Origin of the sequence: Streptomyces sp. (assembly GCF_019510245.1) — a bacterium.
Taxonomy (GTDB): domain Bacteria; phylum Actinomycetota; class Actinomycetes; order Streptomycetales; family Streptomycetaceae; genus Streptomyces.
In genome coordinates, this window is sequence record NZ_JAEKKT010000166.1 from 43,099 (window position 1) to 62,368 (window position 19,270).

The 19,270-nt window shown below is 72.6% G+C and carries 15 protein-coding genes; 9 read left to right on the plus strand and 6 right to left on the minus strand.

The genetic code is table 11. The features are described 5' to 3' along the window. The first annotated feature begins 79 nt into the window (after positions 1–79). Positions 80–1,015 carry an MIP/aquaporin family protein gene (locus tag JF597_RS32170; protein ID WP_294003358.1) on the plus strand — a complete coding sequence of 312 codons (936 nt, stop codon included), beginning with the start codon at positions 80–82 and terminating at the stop codon, positions 1,013–1,015. Positions 1,016–1,053: 38 nt separating this feature from the next. Here JF597_RS32170 and JF597_RS32175 read toward each other — a convergent pair whose 3' ends face one another. After that, the gene (locus JF597_RS32175) at positions 1,054–1,803 is read right to left on the minus strand and encodes an SDR family oxidoreductase (protein WP_294003360.1); all 750 of its coding nucleotides are present in this window, start codon (positions 1,801–1,803) and stop codon (positions 1,054–1,056) included. A gap of 169 nt (positions 1,804–1,972) precedes the next feature. Then, on the minus strand, positions 1,973–2,890 hold the full coding sequence (locus JF597_RS32180; RefSeq protein WP_294003362.1) for an AraC family transcriptional regulator: 918 nt from the start codon (positions 2,888–2,890) through the stop codon (positions 1,973–1,975). A gap of 143 nt (positions 2,891–3,033) precedes the next feature. Here JF597_RS32180 and JF597_RS32185 point away from each other — a divergent pair, with 143 nt between their 5' ends. From JF597_RS32185 to JF597_RS32195, 3 genes are read left to right on the plus strand one after another with little or no spacing between them, the layout of a single operon-like run. Then, positions 3,034–3,351 (plus strand): antibiotic biosynthesis monooxygenase, encoded by a 318-nt coding sequence (locus tag JF597_RS32185; RefSeq protein WP_294003364.1) that lies wholly within the window; start codon positions 3,034–3,036, stop codon positions 3,349–3,351. Positions 3,352–3,394: 43 nt separating this feature from the next. Continuing rightward, on the plus strand, positions 3,395–4,387 hold the full coding sequence (locus JF597_RS32190) for an alpha/beta hydrolase (RefSeq protein WP_294003365.1): 993 nt from the start codon (positions 3,395–3,397) through the stop codon (positions 4,385–4,387). 48 nt (positions 4,388–4,435) lie between these two features. Continuing rightward, entirely contained in the window at positions 4,436–5,671 is a 1,236-nt protein-coding gene (locus JF597_RS32195) for an amidohydrolase (protein ID WP_294003367.1), read from the plus strand. A gap of 31 nt (positions 5,672–5,702) precedes the next feature. Here JF597_RS32195 and JF597_RS32200 read toward each other — a convergent pair whose 3' ends face one another. After that, positions 5,703–8,435 (minus strand): LuxR C-terminal-related transcriptional regulator, encoded by a 2,733-nt coding sequence (locus tag JF597_RS32200; RefSeq protein WP_294003369.1) that lies wholly within the window; start codon positions 8,433–8,435, stop codon positions 5,703–5,705. Positions 8,436–8,903: 468 nt separating this feature from the next. Between JF597_RS32200 and JF597_RS32205 the strand changes: the two genes are divergently transcribed. The 3 genes from JF597_RS32205 (at position 8,904) to JF597_RS32215 (ending at position 12,313) form a co-directional block, all read left to right on the plus strand. After that, positions 8,904–9,554 carry a response regulator transcription factor gene (locus tag JF597_RS32205; protein WP_093500624.1) on the plus strand — a complete coding sequence of 217 codons (651 nt, stop codon included), beginning with the start codon at positions 8,904–8,906 and terminating at the stop codon, positions 9,552–9,554. 135 nt (positions 9,555–9,689) lie between these two features. Then, positions 9,690–10,349, plus strand: a complete 660-nt coding sequence (locus JF597_RS32210) for a DUF4255 domain-containing protein (RefSeq protein WP_294003374.1) — start codon at positions 9,690–9,692, stop codon at positions 10,347–10,349. After that, positions 10,346–12,313: an ATP-binding protein gene (locus JF597_RS32215; RefSeq protein WP_294003376.1), complete on the plus strand. Its 1,968-nt coding sequence runs from the start codon at positions 10,346–10,348 to the stop codon at positions 12,311–12,313. The genes JF597_RS32210 and JF597_RS32215 overlap by 4 nt, the downstream gene beginning before the upstream one ends. A 99-nt stretch (positions 12,314–12,412) precedes the next feature. Here JF597_RS32215 and JF597_RS32220 read toward each other — a convergent pair whose 3' ends face one another. The 3 genes from JF597_RS32220 to JF597_RS32230 all read right to left on the minus strand — a co-directional run bounded on the left by JF597_RS32220 (position 12,413) and on the right by JF597_RS32230 (position 16,753). Next, positions 12,413–12,832 (minus strand): RICIN domain-containing protein, encoded by a 420-nt coding sequence (locus JF597_RS32220; RefSeq protein ID WP_366916471.1) that lies wholly within the window; start codon positions 12,830–12,832, stop codon positions 12,413–12,415. Positions 12,833–12,952: 120 nt separating this feature from the next. Beyond that, positions 12,953–14,389 (minus strand): hydrolase, encoded by a 1,437-nt coding sequence (locus JF597_RS32225; RefSeq protein WP_294003378.1) that lies wholly within the window; start codon positions 14,387–14,389, stop codon positions 12,953–12,955. Positions 14,390–14,539: 150 nt separating this feature from the next. After that, complete coding sequence (locus JF597_RS32230) at positions 14,540–16,753, minus strand: DUF4157 domain-containing protein (protein ID WP_294003380.1); 2,214 nt, start codon at positions 16,751–16,753, stop codon at positions 14,540–14,542. 403 nt (positions 16,754–17,156) lie between these two features. On the opposite strand from JF597_RS32230, the gene JF597_RS32235 reads away from it, so the two are divergent. Together JF597_RS32235 and JF597_RS32240 are read left to right on the plus strand one after the other, a co-directional pair. After that, a complete protein-coding gene (locus JF597_RS32235) occupies positions 17,157–18,740 on the plus strand; it encodes a phage tail sheath subtilisin-like domain-containing protein (RefSeq protein WP_294003382.1) in 1,584 nt (527 codons plus the stop codon). A gap of 62 nt (positions 18,741–18,802) precedes the next feature. Further along, on the plus strand, positions 18,803–19,246 hold the full coding sequence (locus JF597_RS32240; RefSeq protein WP_093500609.1) for a phage tail protein: 444 nt from the start codon (positions 18,803–18,805) through the stop codon (positions 19,244–19,246). Positions 19,247–19,270 lie beyond the last annotated feature (24 nt).

Genomic DNA, 19,270 nt, shown 5'->3' on the forward strand with positions numbered 1-19,270 from the left:
CGAACATCATCTGTGGGACAAAATGGTGTTCGCCTGATTGCTCCTCGCAGGGAGCCAGGGATGGCTAAGGGGGCCAGCGATGGCTGTGGAAATAACTCCTCTCCTCAAGCCCTCCAAGCTCAGAAGACGTGGAGGCCTGCTCGGTGAGTGCCTGGCAGAGTTCCTGGGGACGTTCGTCCTCATTTCCTTCGGGTGCGGTGTCGTGGCGATGGCCGTCGCGGCGCTTCCCGGGTCCGGGCGCGCGGAGACGCCCACGACCATCTTCCTCGCCGCCGGTGACTGGCTCCTGATCGCCTGGGGCTGGGGCCTCGCCGTGACCTTCGGCATCTACGTGGCCGGCGGCGTCAGCGGCGCCCATCTGAACCCGGCGGTGACGCTGGCGTTCGCCGTGCGCCGCAGGTTCCCGTGGGTGAAGGTGCTGCCCTACTGGATGTCGCAGGTGCTGGGCGCCCTCGCCGGAGCGGCGCTGGTCTATCTCGTCTACCGCGACGCGATCAACGCGTTCGACGCCGCTTCGAAACCGCCGAAGGTGGGCGGCCACACCGAGGCCACCTTCTCGATCTTCGCCACCTTCCCGGCGCCGTACTTCCACGGCGGGAACTGGGGGCCGCTGATCGACCAGATCGTCGGTACGGCCTTCCTCGTCATGTTCGTCGTCGCGGTCATCGACCTGCGCAACACGGCCGTGGGGGCCAACCTGGGGCCGTTCGTCATCGGCCTCGCCGTCGCCGCGATCGGCATGTCCTACGGCGCGAACGCGGGCTACGCCATCAACCCCGCCCGCGACTTCGGACCGCGGCTGCTCACCTGGTTCGCCGGGTGGAAGAGCTACGCGTTCCCGGGGAACGGGGCGTGGTTCAGCAACTACTTCTGGATCCCGATCGTCGGCCCGCTGATCGGCGGCGTGGTCGGGGTGCTGATCTACGACCTGTTCATCGGCGACGTCCTGCACGCCCGCCTCAAGCTGGGCGAGCTGCCGGAACCGGGCCGGACCCGCCCGACCGCCGACGACTGACGGCCGCGCCTCCTGCGTGACTCGGCCGGTCTCCGGGGCTACTTCGCCTCGGCGAGCCACACCGCGTCGGGACCGGCCGGGAACCGCAGCCGGCCGGTCGTGTCGTGCACGGCCTGCCACACCGCCTCGGCGACATCGCTCTCCCTGGTGAACAGATCCTGGCCGGCGAACCCGCCCATGGCCTGCCGCGCGAACGCCGCGTACGGCGCCGGCACCAGGTCCTGCGGCGCGGCGCCGTTGGTCGCCCTGGCGGCGAAGCCCGTCGTCAGGCACGCGCCCGGCTGCACCGTCCTCGCCCGCACGCCGAAGGGCGCGAGTTCCAGGGCGAGGGACGAGGTGAATCCCTCGACGGCCGTCTTGCTCGCCTTGTAGACGGCCGTGAGCGGCATGTGGCCGAGCACCACGCTGGAGGTCACGTTGACCACCACGCCCGAGCCGCGTTCGCGGAACTGGGGAAGTACCGCGCCGGTCACCGCCAGCACGCCGAACGTGTTGGTCTCGAAGACCTCGCGCACCCGGGCCATGGAGGTGCCCTCGAACACGCCGATGGAGGGCACGCCGGCGTTGTTGACCAGGGCGTCGACGGGACCCGCCGCCTCGACGGCGGCGGCGATGCTGTCGGGATCGGTGACGTCGAGTGCGAGGACGCGCAGGCGGTCCGACTCGGGCAGGACGTCCGGGCGCGGGGTGCGCATCGTGGCGACGACGTTCCAGCCCTTCGCGTGGAAGTGGCGGGCGGTCTCCCGGCCGTATCCGGAGGAGGTGCCGGTGATGAGGACGGTCTGCATGGTGTGGTCCTTCGCGATGTCGAGTGGTCCGCCGACCGGGACCGGAAGGCATTTTCCTGCCCCTGAGGAGAGTCGGTCATCTCATTGAATCGCTGTGACCTGCTGAAACAGTAGAACTATCCTCTCTGTTGCTTGCATGATTCTCTACAGCGTTCGCCTCCCCCCCGGCTCAGGCCAGGGCGCCCGCGGGTGGGGACGCGGGGGTGGGCGCGGCGGTGCGCAGGCGGGCCGCGTCCCGGCTCGGGGGTGCGCCGAACTGGCGGCGGTACTCCCGGCTGAACTGTGACGGGTTGTCGTAGCCGACGCGGCGGCCGACCCCCGTGACGTCGCCGGGGTGGGTGGCGAGCAGCAGCCGGGCCTCCTGGAGCCGGATCTGCTTCTGGAACTGGATGGGGCTCATCGCCGTGACCGCCTGGAAGTTGCGGTAGAAGGCCGAGACGCTCATGCCGGACAGGCGTGCCACGTCCTCCACCCGGAACGGCTGCGCGTAGTGCTCGCGGATCCAGCGCACCGCTCGTGAGACGTGGCTCAGACCGCTGTCGGCCAGCCCGAGCTGACGCACCGTCGCCCGCTGTTCGCCGGTGATCAGGCGCCACAGGATCTCGCGCTTGAGCAGGGGTGCCAGCACGGCGCGGTCGCGGGGTTCGTCGAGCAGCCGCAGCAGCCGGACCACCGCGTCGAGGAGCGCTGCCGGGGCGTCGCTGACGGCGATGGCGGACGGGGCCCCGGCGGGCGCGCGGGGGATGTCGCCGGGACCGGCCTGCAGCAGCAGTTCGGCGACGGCGGAGGGGTCCAGGGTCAGGCCGAAGCCGAGGGCCGGCCGCTCGGGTTCGACCCGGAGGAACTGTCCGGTGACCGGCAGGTCGACGGATGCGACCAGGTACTGCCCGGCGCCGTACTCGTAGACCCGCTCGCCGAGGGCGAGGCGTTTCGCGCCCTGGGCGATCACGGCGAGCACCGTGCCCGACATGGCCGGCGCCGGCGGGTCCGCCCGGTCGACCTTCGAGATCAGGACGCCGTCGACGGCGGTCGTCCAGTCGGGGCGAGCGTGCCGGTCCAGCAAGGTGCGGAGCTCATCCAGATGCATGCCTCCATTGCAGCATCCGTTGCGGACGTCGTTCCCGAAGCCGGGAGGATCGTGCATGTTCGGGAGAGCATCGCTCTAACGTTTCCGCAGGTCAGAGCAGTTGAATGGAGCCACCATACTCCACCAGTGAGAAGGAGAGAGTCATGATCGTGACCTATGGCTTCAACGCCGTGCTGACCGCCGCGCCCCGGCTGGCCGACCAGCTCGTCGAGGTGCTGCTCACCGGCCTGGACGAGGGCAGCCCCGGCGCGAGCGAACACTGCGTCGTCTACCTCGTCTCCCGTTCCGCCTCCGACCCCGACGTCGTGCACGTCACCGAGGGGTGGACCAGCGAGGAGGAGCACCACCGGATCTTCGCCGGGGAGGCGGCCCAGGCCATGGTGGCGCGGATCGGCGCCCTGCTGGCCAGGGAGCCCGAGTACACCGACTACGTCCCGGTCCGCGGCAAGGCCGCCTTCTGATTTCCCCCACCCCTCCCGAAACACCCCCCGAAAGGCGACGACCATGACCACCGCCCGACCCGGACTGGACCCCGAGCTGCGTGAGCTGCTGGCCGGCATGCCCCTCATGTCCGAGCTCACCGAGGACCTCCTCAAGCAGGTGCGCCCGTACTCCTCCACCCCCCTGGAGCCCCTGCTGGCCGACCGGCACGTCGACCGGCGTGAGATCACCGTGCCCGCCGAGGACGGCACCCCGATCCCCCTGACGGTCCTCAGCCCCGTGCACCCCGAGAACTCCCGGCCTGACGGGCCCACCGCCGCACCGTGCGTCTACTGGGTGCACGGCGGCGGGATGGTGATGGGCGACCGCTTCTCACAGCTCGACATCCCGCTGGAGTGGCTGGACGAGTTCGGCGCGGTGGTGGTGTCCGTGGACTACCGGCTGGCGCCCGAGGCCACCGGCACCACCCTGGTCGACGACTGCTACCGGGGCCTGCTCTGGCTCGCCGAACACGCCGCCGAACTGGGCGTCGACCCCGCCCGGATCGTGGTCGCCGGTGCCAGCGCCGGCGGTGGACTCGCGGCCGGCGTCACCCTGCTGGCCCGTGACCTCGGTACCCCGGCCGTCGCCGGGCAGGTGCTGATCTGCCCCATGCTCGACCACCGCAACAGCACCACGTCCAGCCGCCAGTACTCCGGGGAGCCCGGCGTCTGGACCGGTGAGATGAACGCCTTCGGATGGCGTTGTGTCCTCGCCGGCCTCCCCGACGACGAGGTGCCCGCGCATGTCTCACCCGCGCTGGCCGACGACCTCTCGGGCCTGCCGGCCACCTATGTCGACACCGGCTCCGCCGAGGTCTTCCGCGACGAGGACACCGAGTACGCCGTCCGCATCTGGGCGGCCGGCGGCCAGGCCGAGCTCCATGTCTGGGCGGGCGGGTTCCACGGCTTCGACGCCCTGTACCCGCAGGCACGGATCTCCGCCACGGCGCGCCGGACCCGCACCGAATGGCTGGCCAGGCTGCTGCGGACTCGACGGTCACCGCTTGGATCGTGATCCTGGAACCGACGGGTCGACACCCCATCCACTCCTGGAGACGACGCCATGAGCACCAGCCCCCTCCTGACCGGCCTGAGCGACAGGCTCCCCGAACTGCGGGCCCTGTACGAGGACCTGCACGCGCACCCGGAGCTGTCCTTCGCGGAGGAGCGGACCGCGGCGCTCGTCGCGGAGCGGCTGCGGGAGCAGGGCTGGGAGGTCACCGAGGGGGTCGGCGGCACCGGGGTGGTCGGGGTGCTGGCCAACGGGGACGGGCCGGTCGTGCTGGTCCGGGCCGACATGGACGCGCTGCCGGTGCAGGAGGAGACCGGGCTGCCGTACGCCTCGAAGACCGACGGGGTGATGCACGCGTGCGGGCACGACCTGCACGTCGCCTGCCTGCTGGGGGCCACCGGGCAGCTGGCCGCCGGGCGGGAGGGCTGGCGGGGGACGGTGGTCGCGGTGTTCCAGCCGGCCGAGGAGGTGGGCGGGGCGCCGAAGATGCTCGCCGACGGGTTCGCCGAGCGGTTCCCGCGGCCGGACGTGTGCCTGGCCCAGCATGTCGCGGCGGCGCCGGCCGGGCTGGTCGGGACCCGGGCGGGGGCGCTGATGGCGGGCGCGGACAGCATGCGGGTCACGCTGTTCGGGCGGGGCGGGCACGGGTCCACGCCGGAGGCCACCGTCGACCCGGTGGTGCTGGCCGCCGCGGTGGTGATGCGGCTTCAGACGGTCGTCTCCCGGGAGGTGGCCGCGGGCCAGCAGGCCGTCGTCACGGTCGGCTCCATCCACGGCGGGACCAAGGAGAACATCATCCCGGACAGCGTCGAGCTGAAGATCAACGTACGGACCGCCACGGCGGCCGTCCGGGGGCGGGTGCTGGCCGCGGTCGAGCGGATCATACGGGCCGAGGCCGCCGCCTCCGACGTGTCCAGGGAGCCGGAGATCGTCCCCATCGACTCCTTCCCGGTCACCCACAACGACCCCGCCGCGACCGCGGCCGTCCAGGCCGCGCTGGCCGGCGAGTTCCCCGGCCTCACCTTCGAGCTGACCTCACCGGTCCCCAACAGCGAGGACTTCGGGGCCTTCGGTACGACCCTGGGGGTGCCCTCGGTCTTCTGGTTCGTCGGCGGTGCCGACCACAAGCTCTACGAGGGCGTCGACCTGGAGGCCCTGGTCCGCGACGGCATCCCGCCGCAGATCCCCTCCAACCACTCCCCGCACTTCGCCCCCGTCCCCGACCCGACGATCGAGACGGGCGTCCGGGCACTCCTCGCGGCGGCGGCCCACTGGCTCGCCCCCTGACGCCCCGCCGACAGCCGGCCTGCCTCGTCCGCTAGGGCCTGGGGGCGGTCTGGTCCAGGGCCGGGCGCAGGTCCGCGCGGCGGCGGATGCCCAGCTTGCGGTAGGTGTGCGTGAGATGGGTCTCCACGGTGCGCCGGGCCAGATGGAGAAGGGCCGCGATCTCCACGTTCGTGCGGCCCTCGGCGGCGAGTTCGGCGATCCGCCGCTCGCTGCCGGTCAGGGAGGCGGCGCCGGTACGGCGTCTGGGGGAGCGGGCGCCGCCCTTGCGCAGGATCTCCTCGGTCAGCTCCGACAGCCGTACCGCGCCCTGCCGTTCGGCGTGCTCGGCGGCCTCCCGCAGGCAGTCGCGGGCACGGGCCCCCTCACCGGCGGCGGTCAGCTGGCGGCCCAGCGCGATCAGGGCGAGCGCCGGCTCGGTACCGGCCGGGCCACCGTCCCGCAGCAGCCGCACCGCCTCCTCGGTGAGCTCCAGGCCCCGGCGGCCGCCGGTCGCCGTACCGAGGACGCGCAGCGCCCGGCCGACCGTGCGCGGGGTGCCCCAGACCCGGGCCAGCCGCAGCTCCTCCTCGGCCAGGGCGATGGCCTCCAGCGGGCGGTCCAGGGCCAGCCGGCACTCGGCGGCGGCGGTGCGCCAGGGGGTGACCACCGGGCTGACCACGTCACGGGCCGTCTGGCGGCGCCCGCACTCCAGGAAGTCGTGCAGCGCGGCGGCCGGGTCACCGGCCGCGGCCCGTACCACGCCCCGCGCGAACAGGAACCGGTTCAGCTCCCAGGAGTCCGGTGCCTCGCGCAGGTCGATCCCGGCGACCAGGCCCGCGGCCTGTGCGCCGCGGCCGGTCTCCACGAGCGAGATCAGCGCCTGCGCGTCGGCGTTGGACGGCGTGACCGCGTCGGGGACGGCGGCCGGGCGGGTGTAGTCGGCGCGGGCCGCCGCGATGTCCGTACGGCTGTTGAGCAGCGCCTGGTGCATGGGGTGCAGCAGGTCGGGGCGCTGCCCGGCCAGGCCGCGGTCCACCAGCCGTTCGGCCTCGTCGAGTTCGTCGGCCCACTGGGCGACGGTGGCCGCGGTGCCGACCAGGAACGGCTCGGTGAGCGGGTCGGCGGGTTCGGCGAGCAGGGTGCGCAGCCGCCGCATGGCGTCCCGGGCCGAGGTGAGGCCCGCGGAGGCCGCGTGCCGCACCAGCAGGGCCTGGCCGGCCGTGCCGACCAGCTCCGGGGAGCGGTGGGCGGTCTCGGACAGCCGCCGGTAGACCTCCTGCCGTACCTCCTGGTCCTGGTCGGACAGGAGGACGGAGGCGGTGTGCAGGGTGCGGACCAGGTCGGGGTGGCCGTCCAGCTCGCCGTGCACGGAGCGCAGCAGTTCGACGGCCTTGCGGGTGCGGCCCCGGCCGGTCAGCGCGGTCCCCAGGGCGACGGCCGCGCGCACCCGGTCCTGCGGGGCCGCGGGCAGCCGCACCGCCTCGGCGAGGCGGGGGATCGCGGCGGAGGAGCGGGGCGCCGCGTACTCCAGTGAGCCCAGTTCGGTCAGCAGCCGCTGCCGGCGCTCGTCGGGGAGGGGTTCCTCCAGGGCGCGGCGCAGATAGGCGACGGCATCCTCGGCACGGTCCTCGTAGAGGGCGACGGCGGCCGCGTCCTGGAGCAGGGCCGGCGCCCAGAGGGCCTCCACCGGTCCGGTCGCGAGCAGTTGGCGGGCCACGGCCTCGGCGGGGGCGTCCTGGCGCAGCATCGCCTCGGCGATCGCCCGGTGGGCGGAGCGGCGGCGGGCGGCGGGGACCCCGGCGAGGACCGCGTCGCGCAGCAGGGGGTGCGGGAAGTGCGGGCGGCCGTCGGCGCCGAGGGTGAGCAGGCCGAGGCTGGTCATGGCGGTGAGCCAGCCGGCCACCCGGGTGGGGTCGGCGCCGGCGAGTTCGGCGAGGAGCGGGGTGATCTCGTTCTCCGGCAGGCCGGTGTCGGGGTCCTCCTCCAGGACGGCGAGGGCGCGGGCGACCTCGGTGGTGGCCGGTCCCGCGCTGTCCAGCCACCACTGGACCGCGGCCGGGTACGCGCCCGGGTAGAGGGCGGCCGTCGTCTCGGGCACGTCCCGGTGCCGGCTCTCGTCGAGGTCGTCGAGGAGGGCGCCCAGCAGCAGGGGGTTGCCGGCCGCGGCCCGGACACAGGCGTCGACCCAGGACGGCGACGCGCCGGGGAAGCCGGCGCGCACCCGGGCGGCGGCGGCCGCCGGGGCGAGGGGCGCGAGGGTGTGGGTGCGGACCAGCGCCGGCGGCAGGGTGTGGGTGAAGCCGGGGGCGGGCGGGTCGAGGTCGTACTGGCTGCGTTCGCTGACGACGAGGAGGATCGGTAAGCGGTCTATGTGCCGGGCGGACTCCACGAGCCAGCGGTGCGAGGGGGCGTCGGCGAGGTGGACGTCGTCCACGGCGACCAGGAGCGGCGAGTCGTCGGCGTAGGCGCGCAGCACCCGCCAGAGACCGGCGGCGGTGGACCGCTCGTCCCCGTCCACCGCGAGGTCGGCGAACTCCGGCACCGGGCCGAGGAGTTGCAGCACGGTCGCGAAGGAGATGGGGGTGTCGCCGGGTGAGCAGCGGGCGCGGAGCACCTTCAGGCCGAGGGAGCTCGCCTGCTCGGCGGCGGCCTCCAGGACGGTGGTGCGTCCGGTTCCGGTGGCGCCCCGGAGAAGCACGAGGCGGCCGCTGCCGGTCAGCGTGCGCTCGGCTTCCTCGGCCAACAGGTGCATGGCGGCGGCGAGTTCAGGGGACGGACGGGTCATGCCTGGCTCCTCGCGGTGCGCTGGTGGGTTCGCGGGGTTAGAGGTGGCGGGAGTGGGAGAGGTTGTGGGGGGCGGGGGGCGGCCGGGGGGTTTGTTGCAGGGGCTGCACATTTGATACGGGGCTGTGGATTTGGGTGGGGGCGCCTGGGACCGTGGGCGGCCGCGGGTGCGTTGTGGCTGGTCGCGCAGTTCCTCCCCCAGCCTTCGGCCGGGGGGACCCCAGCGCCCCTTTTCGGGTGGGACCGGTGGACCCACCTTCTTGGGGGCGCGGGGAACTGCGCGAACAACTCCCACCGGCCCGCGGCCGCCCACGGTCCCAGGCACCCCCACCCGGCCCCCCGGACATCTCGTGGTCCTTCTCGTGGTGCTCCACGATTGTCGTTGCCCCTTTGGCCACAGCAGGCTGGGGTACTACCGCCCGTCACTGTTCCCTCAGAGACGACGGGCACGTGGACATAGGGGAAGCGGTTGGTCAGCAACAGCTCATTAGCGTCGGTCGGCCGCACGCCCGTGGCGGTGTACGCGCCGGACCCGATCTCCCGCGAGGGCGCGCTCAGCCAGCTGCGGCGCCACCCGGAGGTCGAGATACGTGAGGAGTCCGAGACCGGGCCCGGCACGGTCGCGCTGCTCATCAGCGACGGCCTCGACGAACCCGAACTGACCCGGCTGCGCCGGGTGGTGCGCAGCGAGGGGGCGCGGGCCGTACTCGTGGTCGGAGCGCTCCGTGAGACCGAGCTGCTCGATGTGATCGAGTGCGGGGTCGGGGCCATCGTATGGCGCCACGAGGCCACCGAACTCCGCATCGTGCAGGCCGTCCTCGCGGCCGCCCGGGGCGACGGGGACCTGCCCGCCGACCTGCTCGGCCGGCTCATCAACCAGGTCGGCACCCTGCACCGCAGCGCCGCGGGCCGGCCGGGCGCCCCGGCCGCCGGGCTGTCCGCCCGTGAGGTGGACGTCCTGCGGCTGGTCGCCGAGGGGCTCGACACCGGTGAGATCGCCAGCAAGCTGTCCTACTCCGAGCGCACCGTCAAGAACGTGATGCACGGACTGACCACCCGACTGCACCTGCGCAACCGGGCCCACGCCGTCGCCCATGCCCTCCGGGAAGGCTACATCTGACCGATCGGGCAGCGGGCACCGGTTCCGGGGCAGACCGGTCTGCCCCGCGGTGCCTGCGGAGGCGACCGGGGCGAAGGGCAGGATGGGTGTGTATGCCGAGGGGGCCGTGCGGGTCCATGGGGTGGTGAGTACGGCGTGATCCACGAGGTGGACCAGGTGCTGCGGAACCTGCTGACCAGCGGTGCGCTGGAGGGTTCCGGCATCGAGGTCTCCTTCGACGCGCCGACCCGCGACTGGTCGGCCCGCCGCAACGGCCCGGTGATCAACAGCTACCTGTACGACATCCGGGAGGACGTGAACCGTCGCCAGCGCGGGCACATCGACGTCCGTGACGACCGCGACGTCGTGGTCAAGCGCCGCCAGCCGCCCCGCTGGTTCCGGCTGTCGTACCTGGTGACGGCGTGGACCAAGCGGCCCGAGGACGAGCACCGGCTGATCAGCGCGGTGCTCGCGACGCTGATCCCGCGGGAGCTGATCCACCCGTCGGAACTGCCGGGCTCGCTGGGCGCGCTGGGCCTGACGATCCCGCTGTCGTGCGCCGGCATCCAGTCCGAGGCACGCTCCCTCGCCGAGATCTGGTCGGCGCTCGGCGGCGAGCTCAAGCCGTCCCTGGACGTCGTGATCACCGCGCCCTTCCCGGCCTACCCCGAGTACGACGCCGGTCCGCCGGTCACCGAGGGCGCCGCCGTGCGGGTGCGCGACGGGATGGACGACAGCGCGCCGGTGCTGGAGGAGCGGGCCCACCGTCCCGGCCAGGTCGCCGAGGCCGCGGCCGCCCGGAGGGGCCGGGCGTGACCCTGGACGTCTCCCTGGAGCCGGCCGCCGCGCTCCTGACCCGGCTGTCCGCGCTGCGCGACCGGGTCGCCGCCCTGGTCGCCCACCGCTCGGCCGACGACCCGACGGCCGGCGACCCGCTGCGCGGCCTCTACCTCTCCGAGGAAGCGGTGCGGCACCTCCTGCACCCCCAGCCGGAACCGGCCGAACTGCCCTCCCTGGCCGACGGGTTCACCGACCCGCTCGCCGCCCTCGCGACCCGCCTGCGCCTCACCCCCCTCGACACCACCCTCCTCCTCGTCGCGCTCGCCCCCGACCTCGACCGCACCTTCGAGCAGCTCTACGGCTACCTCAACGACGACGTCGGCCGCCGCCGCGCCACCGTCGGCCTCACCCTCGACCTGTGCGGCGCCCCCGCGCACCTCGCGGCGGCCCGGGCCCGCTTCCACCCCACCGCCCCGCTCACCGCGCTCGGCCTGCTCACCGTCGAGGAGCCCGAACGCCCCTTCCTCAGCCGCTCGTTGCGCGTCCCCGACCGGGTCCTGGCCCACCTCCTGGGCGACGAGACCCCGGACGCGGCACTCACCGGGCACCTGCGGGAGCCGTCGCACGGCGACGAGCCCGCCGACGCGGAGTTCGTCCGCCGGGTGGCCGCGCGGATCTCCGCCGGACCGCTCTTCGCCTTCCTGCGGGAACGGCGGGAGGGCGAGGGTCTGGGCTGTGCGACGGCCGCGCTGCGGCTCGCCGGCCGGGCGTCGCTGCACTACACCGGGCCCGAGGAGCGGATTCCGGAGCTGCTGCGGGAGGCCCGCCTGAGCGGCCGGGCGATTCTGGTCGACAGCGACCAACCCGGCCCCCTCGTGCGGGCGTTGGGTGTCGACACCGCCGCGGACGTCACCGTGCTGGTCACGTCCGCCCGCCCCTACGACCCCCAGTGGTGCGACCACCGCGACCCCCTCGTCCTCGACGTGCCCTCCCGGCGCGCCGCCGCCCTGGACGCCTGGGCGGCCGTACTGCCCGGCGACCCCGGCTTCGACCTCGCCGCCACCGTCGCCCCGTACCACCTCGGCGGCGAGCGGCTCACCCGCGCGGCCCGTGCCGCGCAGGACCTCGCCGCCTTCGACGGCACCCCGCTGACCGCCGCCCACCTGCGGCTCGGCGCCCGCCAGCAGTCCGCCTCCGGCCTGGAGCAGCACGCCCGCCGGATCCGGCCCGCCGTCGACTGGCACGACCTGGTGCTGCCCGACCGGCCGCTCACCGAACTGCGGGAACTCGCCCTGCGCGCCCGCCACCGCGACCGGGTCCTCGGCGACTGGCGGCTCAGCGCGGGCGGCGGCCGGGGACGCGGCGTGCTCGGCCTCTTCGCGGGCGAGTCGGGCACCGGCAAGACCCTGTCGGCGGAGGTGGTGGCCGCCGAGCTCGGCCTCGACCTCTACGTCGTCCAGCTCTCCTCCGTCGTGGACAAGTACGTCGGCGAGACGGAGAAGAACCTCGAACGCATCTTCACCGAGGCCGACCGCACCGACGCCGTGCTGCTCTTCGACGAGGCCGACGCCGTCTTCGGCAAACGCTCCGAGGTCAAGGACGCCCACGACCGGTACGCCAACCTGGAGTCGGCGTACCTCCTGCAGCGCCTGGAGGCCTTCGACGGCATCGCGCTGCTCACCACGAACCTGCGCGCCAACATCGACGAGGCCTTCACCCGCCGCCTGGACCTGGTGATCGACTTCCCGTTCCCGGACGAGGAGCAGCGCCTGGCGCTGTGGCGGCACGGGTTGGCGCACGTGCCGAGCGACGAGGACGTCGCACTGCGTCCGCTGGCAGCCGAGTTCGAGCTCGCCGGTGGTTCCATCCGGAGCGCGGTGGTGACCGCGGCGTACCTCGCGGCGGGTCGGGGCGAAGCCGTCGGCGCGGCGGACCTGCTGGAAGGGGCGCGGCGCGAGTACCGCAAGGCGGGGCGGTTGGTGCCGGGTACGTGGGGGTGAGCGTTGCCGCTCCGCGGTAGCGCCGACAGGGGGGTGTGCGTCGTCGGTTGTCTGCCGCGCCGTCGTGGCTGGTCGCGCAGTTCCTCCCCCACGGGATAGTCAGTCGCCGGACGGGTGGACGATCTGCCACTCCTGGTCGTCCGTGTTCGAGCAGTAGTACAGGGTGAGGTTGGTGTCGTTGCCGCCGGTGCTGTAGCCGGCCACGTCCAGGCAGAGGTTGTCGCTGGCGAAGTTGCGGATCCAGTAGGCCCCGCTGGGCTGCTTGTCGATCCACCACAGCTGGTTGTCGGCCTTGGTGCCGTCGCACTTGTACTCGGTGATCGGCGAGGACAGCTTGGCCGAACCGTAGTCGGGCAGGTCCATGCACAGCTGGTCCTTGGCGTTGCGGATCTGGAAGAGCGCGGCCGAGCCGGGGCCGCCCTTCGCGTACCGCACCTCGAGCTCCACCGTGCCCGTGGTGTGGGGGTAGAGCCGGAGCGTGGCCGGTTCGACGGTCGTCCAGGGCGCGACGGGGCCCACCGGTTCGAAGCGGTACTCGTCGACGACGTCACCGGTGTTGCGCAGCCGCAGCCGTACCCGGGTCGAGGCGCCCGGGTCGACGGTCGCGGAGAGGGGTTCGAGTGAGTGAGGTCCACAGCGTCATGGAGTCACCGTCAGCTTGAATGCTTCGAGCCAGAGCGTGTTGTCGAGCGTGCCGACGAAATCGAGTGCGTTGTTGTCGCTGCGGGCCCCCTGACACCACTGGTCGCCCCAGTCGTGGTCGCGGACCTTCGCGTAGTTGCAGCCCTGGCCGCTGCCGACATTGAAGGCGAAGCCCTCGATGTAGGGGTCGGCCGCCTTGGTGCCGCCGATGTAGTTGTCCTTGCCGTCGGCGATGATCGCCGTCCAGTCCGGGTTCCACGTGCCCTGGCCGCTGGTGGACCGGGGGTCGTAGTGGAACCAGTTGGCGGCGGAGCCCTGGACGCCGTACACCGCGAGGTTGATGGCCTTGATCGGCAGGTTCTTGCCGACGGTGCCGGACATGGTGCCGTCGCAGACGGGCTTCTGCCAGCCGGTGCCCTGAACGTAGGAGCGGTAGCAGATGTGCCGCCCGGCCGGGTCGTCGGCGGCGAGGCGGTTGACCGCGGTCGCCGCGGTGTCCTGCTTGGGCTTGGCTGTCACGGTGGCCGTCGCGCCGCCCCCGCCGCCACCCCCGTTGCCGTTGCCGTTCCCGGTGTTCGCCGCGGGCGCCGACGAGGGCGTCTCGGTGGGCGCAGGCGGCGGGGTCGGGGTCGTCGAGGGGCTGGGGGCGATGCTGCTCACCCCGGCTTCCACGGGCTGTTCCTGGGCGAGGCTCTGCACGTGGGGTTTGTAGTTGAACCAGATCAGGGCAAAGGCGAGGGCGAGGGCCATGAGGGTGCCGAAGAGGGTGGCCAGCCAGCGGGGCAGGAAGCCGCGCTGGATGTACGTCCCGTCGACGGGCTCCGGCTGCACTCCCGACCGCTGCACGGTGAGCCGGTAGGGCCGCTGCTCCTTGGGCCCGAACCAGATGATCCGCCGGGGCTTCAGCGTGGCGTTCACGAAGGCGGCGCGGCCCGGCTCGATCTGCACGTTGCTGGGGTGCAGGTCGTAGACGAGCTGGTCGCCGTTGTCGCTGCCGCTGACCGACGCGGTGAGCTTGGTGTTGCCGAGGTTGTCGATCGCCAGCTTCGGGCGCCCCCGGAACCGGCCCTTGACGGTGGGCGGGACCAGCTCCGCGCGCAGCTCGGTGAAGGGGGTGATGGTGAGGTTGCCCTCGGGGACGGTGACGGCCTCGGGGTGCTCGGTGGGCGTGATCCGGACCGCGTACGGGTTCGGTCCCGCCGTCGCGTCCGGGGTGCGGGGCGGGGCGAAGGTCAGCTCCACCGTGCCCGTGGTCCCCGGGTAGAGCCGGAGCGTGGCCGGTTCGACGGTCGTCCAGGGCGCGACGGGGCCCACCGGTTCGAAGCGGTACTCGTCGACGACGTCACCGGTGTTGCGAAGCCGCAGGCGTACACGGGTCGAAGCGCCCGGGTCCACGGTCGCGGAGGCGGGTTCGAGGGAGGTCCAGAGGCTCACGTCAAGACGCTAGTGGGCCGCCTGGCGGCAGATCACCGGACTCCGGGGCAGAGTTGGCGGTGCCGAGGGCGGTGCCGCTGCCCTCGGGGACGGTCCGGCGGGGCCGTACGGACAGGGCGGCCTGCCCTCGGCACCGCCGGCCCGGCCGGGTCAGTCCACCTCCATGCGGTCGGCTGCGCCGGAGGACGTGACGGGTGCCGCCTGTCCGGTCGCGGCGGCCAGCCGGATCCGGTCGGCGACCTCCTTGGGCGCACCCTTGAGGTTGGCCGTGCGCACCTCCTCGACCACCGACGCGAACGCGCCCGCGAGATGCCCCGCCTCGGTGATCCGCTTCGGCAGCCAGCGGAACTCCATCTGGACGCCCTGCTGCCCGCCCGTGTGCTCCCGGGACAGGTGCGGCGACGCCGGGTCGGGCTTCTTGAACGGGCTCCCGGACGACAGGACGTACAGCTCCGCGTTCTCGCCGTTGAGCACCTTGTTCAACAGCATGTAGGTGGCCTCGACCGGGTTCTGGGACGGGGACGCCACGCCGCCTGCCTCCTCGGGCGGACCGTAGGCCGGGGTCCGCTCGGCGTTGGCGCCCCTGCCGTACGGCTTCAGGAAGTTCAGCCAGAACCCGACGTTGGTCTCCGCGACCTGCTCGTGCAGCCACTTGGCGAGGAGCATGAGGTCCTCGTGGCCGAAGTTGAGGTTCCGGACCGTGTCCGTGGTCGCCTTCGTCCTGACCTGCGCCAGGTCCCCCAGCTTGGCCAGGTGCGAGACGGCGTTCTTGGCCGTGGAGGTCTCCCCGACCGCGTCCGTCATCACCAGCGCGCTGCCGATCGCGTAGGACGCGGTCAGGGTCAGCGCACCGGTCAGCGCCTCCCGGTCCAGTTCGCCCAGCTGGGGCATGTTCCCGGCGAGGAACGACCGGATCTTGTGCGAGGCCTGCACCACGGCCGCGGTCGCGTGCAGCTGTGCCGCGCGCGTGTGCTCCTTGCCCTTGGGGGCCGGCGGGTACTCGACCTTCTGCTGGGCCTCGTAGAGGTGCGGCAGCCCGGACGGCAGGATGCCGGCCGTGGCCTGGAGGTACAGGCTGTGCTTGGCTTCCTTCTGGTAGGCGGCGATCGCCTTCTGCAGCTCCGGGTCCTTGAACAGCTCGGGACCCAGCCACGCCTGCAGCTCCGGCAGCGGGAACCCGGTGGCGTACTCGCCGCCGGAGCCGGGGATGAACGAGGCGAAGGACCGCGGGTCGTGGGCGAACATGCCGGCCACGTGCTCGTCGATCTCCTGCGCCATCTCCAGGACCGTCCGGTCCGAGCCCGGTGCCAGCTCGTCCACGGCGTCGGTGACGTACTCGATGTTGCCGATGGGGTCGTACTCGGCATCGTCGGGCACCAGGGAACGCCCGTCGGGTGTCGTGAGGTCGCTCAGCGCCTCGTGGATCTCCCGGCCGCGGTGCTGGAGGACGTTGTGGTCCGTGACGACCTTCATGCGGTTGCCGGACGCGATGTCCGAGGCGTAGCCGGCGCCGCCGTAGAAGAACGACGTCAGGGCGTTGTGCGGCTGGCGTCCCTCGATCGGCGTGAGGCCGGTGGCGGACGGCTTCACCTCGTAGCTGGGCACGCTCAGTTCGGCCTCGAAACCGACCAGCCGCTGGATCGGGGCGGATCCGCCGGCGGCCGGACCGGCGGCCGGACCGTGCTGCGCGCCGTCCGGTGTCCGCTGCACCGGCGACGGCGCGGGTGCGCTCATCACCCGGTCGGCCTTCTGCTCGGCGTGCCGCTCGCCCGAGTCGCCCTTGCTGGACAAGCTCACGTCGCCGCCGATGTCCGTTCCGGGCACCGGGCCCGCCATCTGGTCCTCGACGTGGGTGAGTTCGTGCGCCCAGTCCTTCTTCGTCATGGTGTCGCCGACGACGATGTTGCGGCCGGTGGTGAGCGCCCTGGCGCCCAGTTCCTGCGCCGCCGCCTTGGCCGCGGGGCCCTTGTGGACCCGTACGCCACTGAAGTCCGCGCCGCCGAAGCGGCCTTCCATCTCGGACCGCAGCCCGGGTTCCATGCTCTCGCCGGCGGTCCTGACCACGTCGTGGACCAGGGCCCGTCGCTGTACCGGCAGGTGGCCGCAGCCGGGATCGTGCTCGTGCCGGTCCTGGGCGGCCTCCCGCTGTACCGGCAGATGGCCGCAGCCCGCGTCGTGGCGGTGGCGCTGCGCGGCGATCGTGGCGGACACGGCCGCGTTGCCCGCCAGCCGCTGCAGGACCGGCAGTCCGGCGGCGGTGGTGGACACCGGCGCCGGGCCCGCGCCCGTCGGTACGCCCGGCGCCTTCGGGGCGCGGACCGCCCCGGACCGCTCGGCCTTGCCGGGCTCCTCCTGCGTGTACATGGACCAGGACCACCCTCCGGCGACGGTTTCTCGATCCATCCCTACGGCAGCGCGTCCGGACGGACAAGGTCCGTCGGGGCAGTCCTGGGGGCAACGGGCCCTGCGGCCCCCCACCGGCCGTGGAGCTCGTGCCGGTTGCCGGGCGTGTCCGCAGCCGGGTGTGGTAAACGTCGACGACCCGTGCCGCACCGGCCGTACCCGTGGCCTCTGTCGTGCCCGGAGTGCCGGGGTACCAGGGGTACCGCGGCGGGCGTCCGGCCGCTTTCCGGTCCGGGGTGCCCCAACGGGCACTGTCCGGGGCAACGTCGGTGCCCCCGCTCTGAGCCTCGCGGACGTTTCGGAAGCGCGCTTCGCGCGTGAGGGTGGGAAGCGTTCCTGTCTCGTACCCCGAGGAGAGCAGAGCATGCCGTCCTACCTGTCGCCCGGCGTCTACGTCGAGGAGGTGGCCAGCGGCTCGCGCCCCATCGAGGGGGTGGGCACGTCGGTGGCGGCCTTCGTGGGCCTGGCCCCGACCGGTCCGCTGAACGAGCCGACGCTGGTGACCAACTGGACGCAGTACGTCGCGTCCTTCGGTGAGTTCACCGACGGGTACTACCTCGCGCACTCCGTCTACGGCTTCTTCAACAACGGCGGTACGGCGGCCTACGTGGTCCGTGTCGGCGGCAGCAGGGAAGACGCCGAGGGCACCGTCAACGCGCCCGCCGCCGTCGGCAGTGCGGCCGCCCCGGCCGCCCTGCCGCCCGGCGAGGCCAAGCAGCTCGGCACCTTCACCGTCAGCGCCATCGCCTCCGGCGACCTGAGCGTCGAGGTCGCCGACCCGGAGGGCGAGGGCCCCGCCGAACGCTTCAAGCTGGTCGTCAAGGACGGCGGCAAGGCCGCCGAGACCTTCGACGTGACCGCGAAGAAGGGCGGCCGCAACTACGTGGTCACCCAGGTCAAGGAGCGCTCCAAGCTCATCACCGTGACCGAGGCCGCGCCCGCCGCGCAGCTGGCCCGTCCGGAGAACCAGACGGTGGCCCTCGCGGCCCCGACCCAGGCGCCGGCGTCCGCGTCCCCCGTCGCGGGCGCCGGCTCGCACCCCGGCCCCGCCGACTACCTCGGCGACTCGGCCGACCGCACCGGTTTCGGCGGCCTGGAGGCCGTCGACGAGGTGTCCATGGTGGCCGTCCCCGACCTGATGGCCGCCTACCAGCGCGGCGCGATCGACCTGGAAGCCGTCAAGGCCGTCCAGCTCGGCCTGATCGCGCACTGCGAACTGATGGGCGACCGGGTCGCGGTCATCGACCCGCCGCCGGGCCTCAACGCCCGCCAGATCCGGGTCTGGCGCCAGGAGACGGCCGGTTACGACTCCAAGTACGCGGCCCTGTACTACCCCTGGATCAAGACCTTCGACCCGTCCTCCGGCCAGTCCCGGCTGATCCCGCCGTCCGGCCACGTGGCCGGCGTCTGGGCCCGCAACGACGCCGAGCGCGGCGTCCACAAGGCCCCGGCCAACGAGGTGATCCGTGGCGCGGTCGACCTGGAGCTCCAGATCACCCGCGGCGAGCAGGACCTGCTCAACCCGATCGGCGTGAACTGCATTCGCGCCTTCCCCGGCCGCGGCATCCGCATCTGGGGCGCGCGCACCCTCTCCTCCGACCCGGCCTGGCGCTACCTGAACATCCGCCGGTACTTCAACTACCTGGAGGAGTCGATCCTGATCGGCACCCAGTGGGTGGTCTTCGAGCCCAACGACCACAACCTCTGGGCCCGTATCCGGCGCAACATCTCCGCGTTCCTGGTCAACGAGTGGCGCAGCGGCGCCCTGTTCGGGCAGCGGCCCGAGGAGGCGTACTACGTCAAGTGCGACGAGGAGACCAACCCGCCGGAGTCGGTCGACGTCGGCCGCGTGATCTGCGAGATCGGCATCGCGCCGGTCAAGCCCGCCGAGTTCGTGATCTTCCGGCTGGCCCAGTTCAGCAGCGGCAGCGGCGAGTTGCAGGAGTAGCGGACCCTCGGTCCCCAACCCCTTTGATGTCACGGCACCTTGAGAAGAACGGGCAGTAACACATGAGTCTCCAGCCGGGTGACGCCCTCACATCGCACAATTTCGGCCTGCAGATCGACGGCGTGATGGTCGAGTACCTCGCCGAGGTCAGCGGCATGACGATGGAGCAGGACGTCATCACCTACCAGCAGAACACGCCGGACGGGAAGAACCACGTCCGCAACCTGCCGGGCGTGAAGAAGAACGGCACCTGCACGGTCGTCCGCGGTATGACCCAGTCCTCGTCGTTCACCCAGTGGATCAACGAGTCGATCAACGGCCAGATGACCACGGCCCGCAAGAACGCCTCCATCATCATGATGGACTTCGAGAACAACCCGGTGAAGCGCTACAACCTGCGCAACGCCTGGTGCAGCAAGATCGACACCAGCACGGTGAAGGCGGGCGAGGCGTCCGCGCTGACCGAGACGGTGACCATCACGTTCGAAGAACTGGTCATCGAGTAATGAGGCGTTCGGCTGTCAGGGCCG

Coding starts and splice junctions, on each gene's coding strand:
- JF597_RS32185 (WP_294003364.1), top strand. CDS start 3,034: ATGATCGTGACCTATGGCTTCAACGCCGTGCTGACCGCCGCGCCCCGG.
- JF597_RS32170 (WP_294003358.1), top strand. CDS start 80: ATGGCTGTGGAAATAACTCCTCTCCTCAAGCCCTCCAAGCTCAGAAGA.
- JF597_RS32240 (WP_093500609.1), top strand. CDS start 18,803: ATGAGTCTCCAGCCGGGTGACGCCCTCACATCGCACAATTTCGGCCTG.
- JF597_RS32230 (WP_294003380.1), bottom strand. CDS start 16,753: ATGTACACGCAGGAGGAGCCCGGCAAGGCCGAGCGGTCCGGGGCGGTC.
- JF597_RS32190 (WP_294003365.1), top strand. CDS start 3,395: ATGACCACCGCCCGACCCGGACTGGACCCCGAGCTGCGTGAGCTGCTG.
- JF597_RS32180 (WP_294003362.1), bottom strand. CDS start 2,890: ATGCATCTGGATGAGCTCCGCACCTTGCTGGACCGGCACGCTCGCCCC.
- JF597_RS32235 (WP_294003382.1), top strand. CDS start 17,157: ATGCCGTCCTACCTGTCGCCCGGCGTCTACGTCGAGGAGGTGGCCAGC.
- JF597_RS32200 (WP_294003369.1), bottom strand. CDS start 8,435: ATGACCCGTCCGTCCCCTGAACTCGCCGCCGCCATGCACCTGTTGGCC.
- JF597_RS32195 (WP_294003367.1), top strand. CDS start 4,436: ATGAGCACCAGCCCCCTCCTGACCGGCCTGAGCGACAGGCTCCCCGAA.
- JF597_RS32175 (WP_294003360.1), bottom strand. CDS start 1,803: ATGCAGACCGTCCTCATCACCGGCACCTCCTCCGGATACGGCCGGGAG.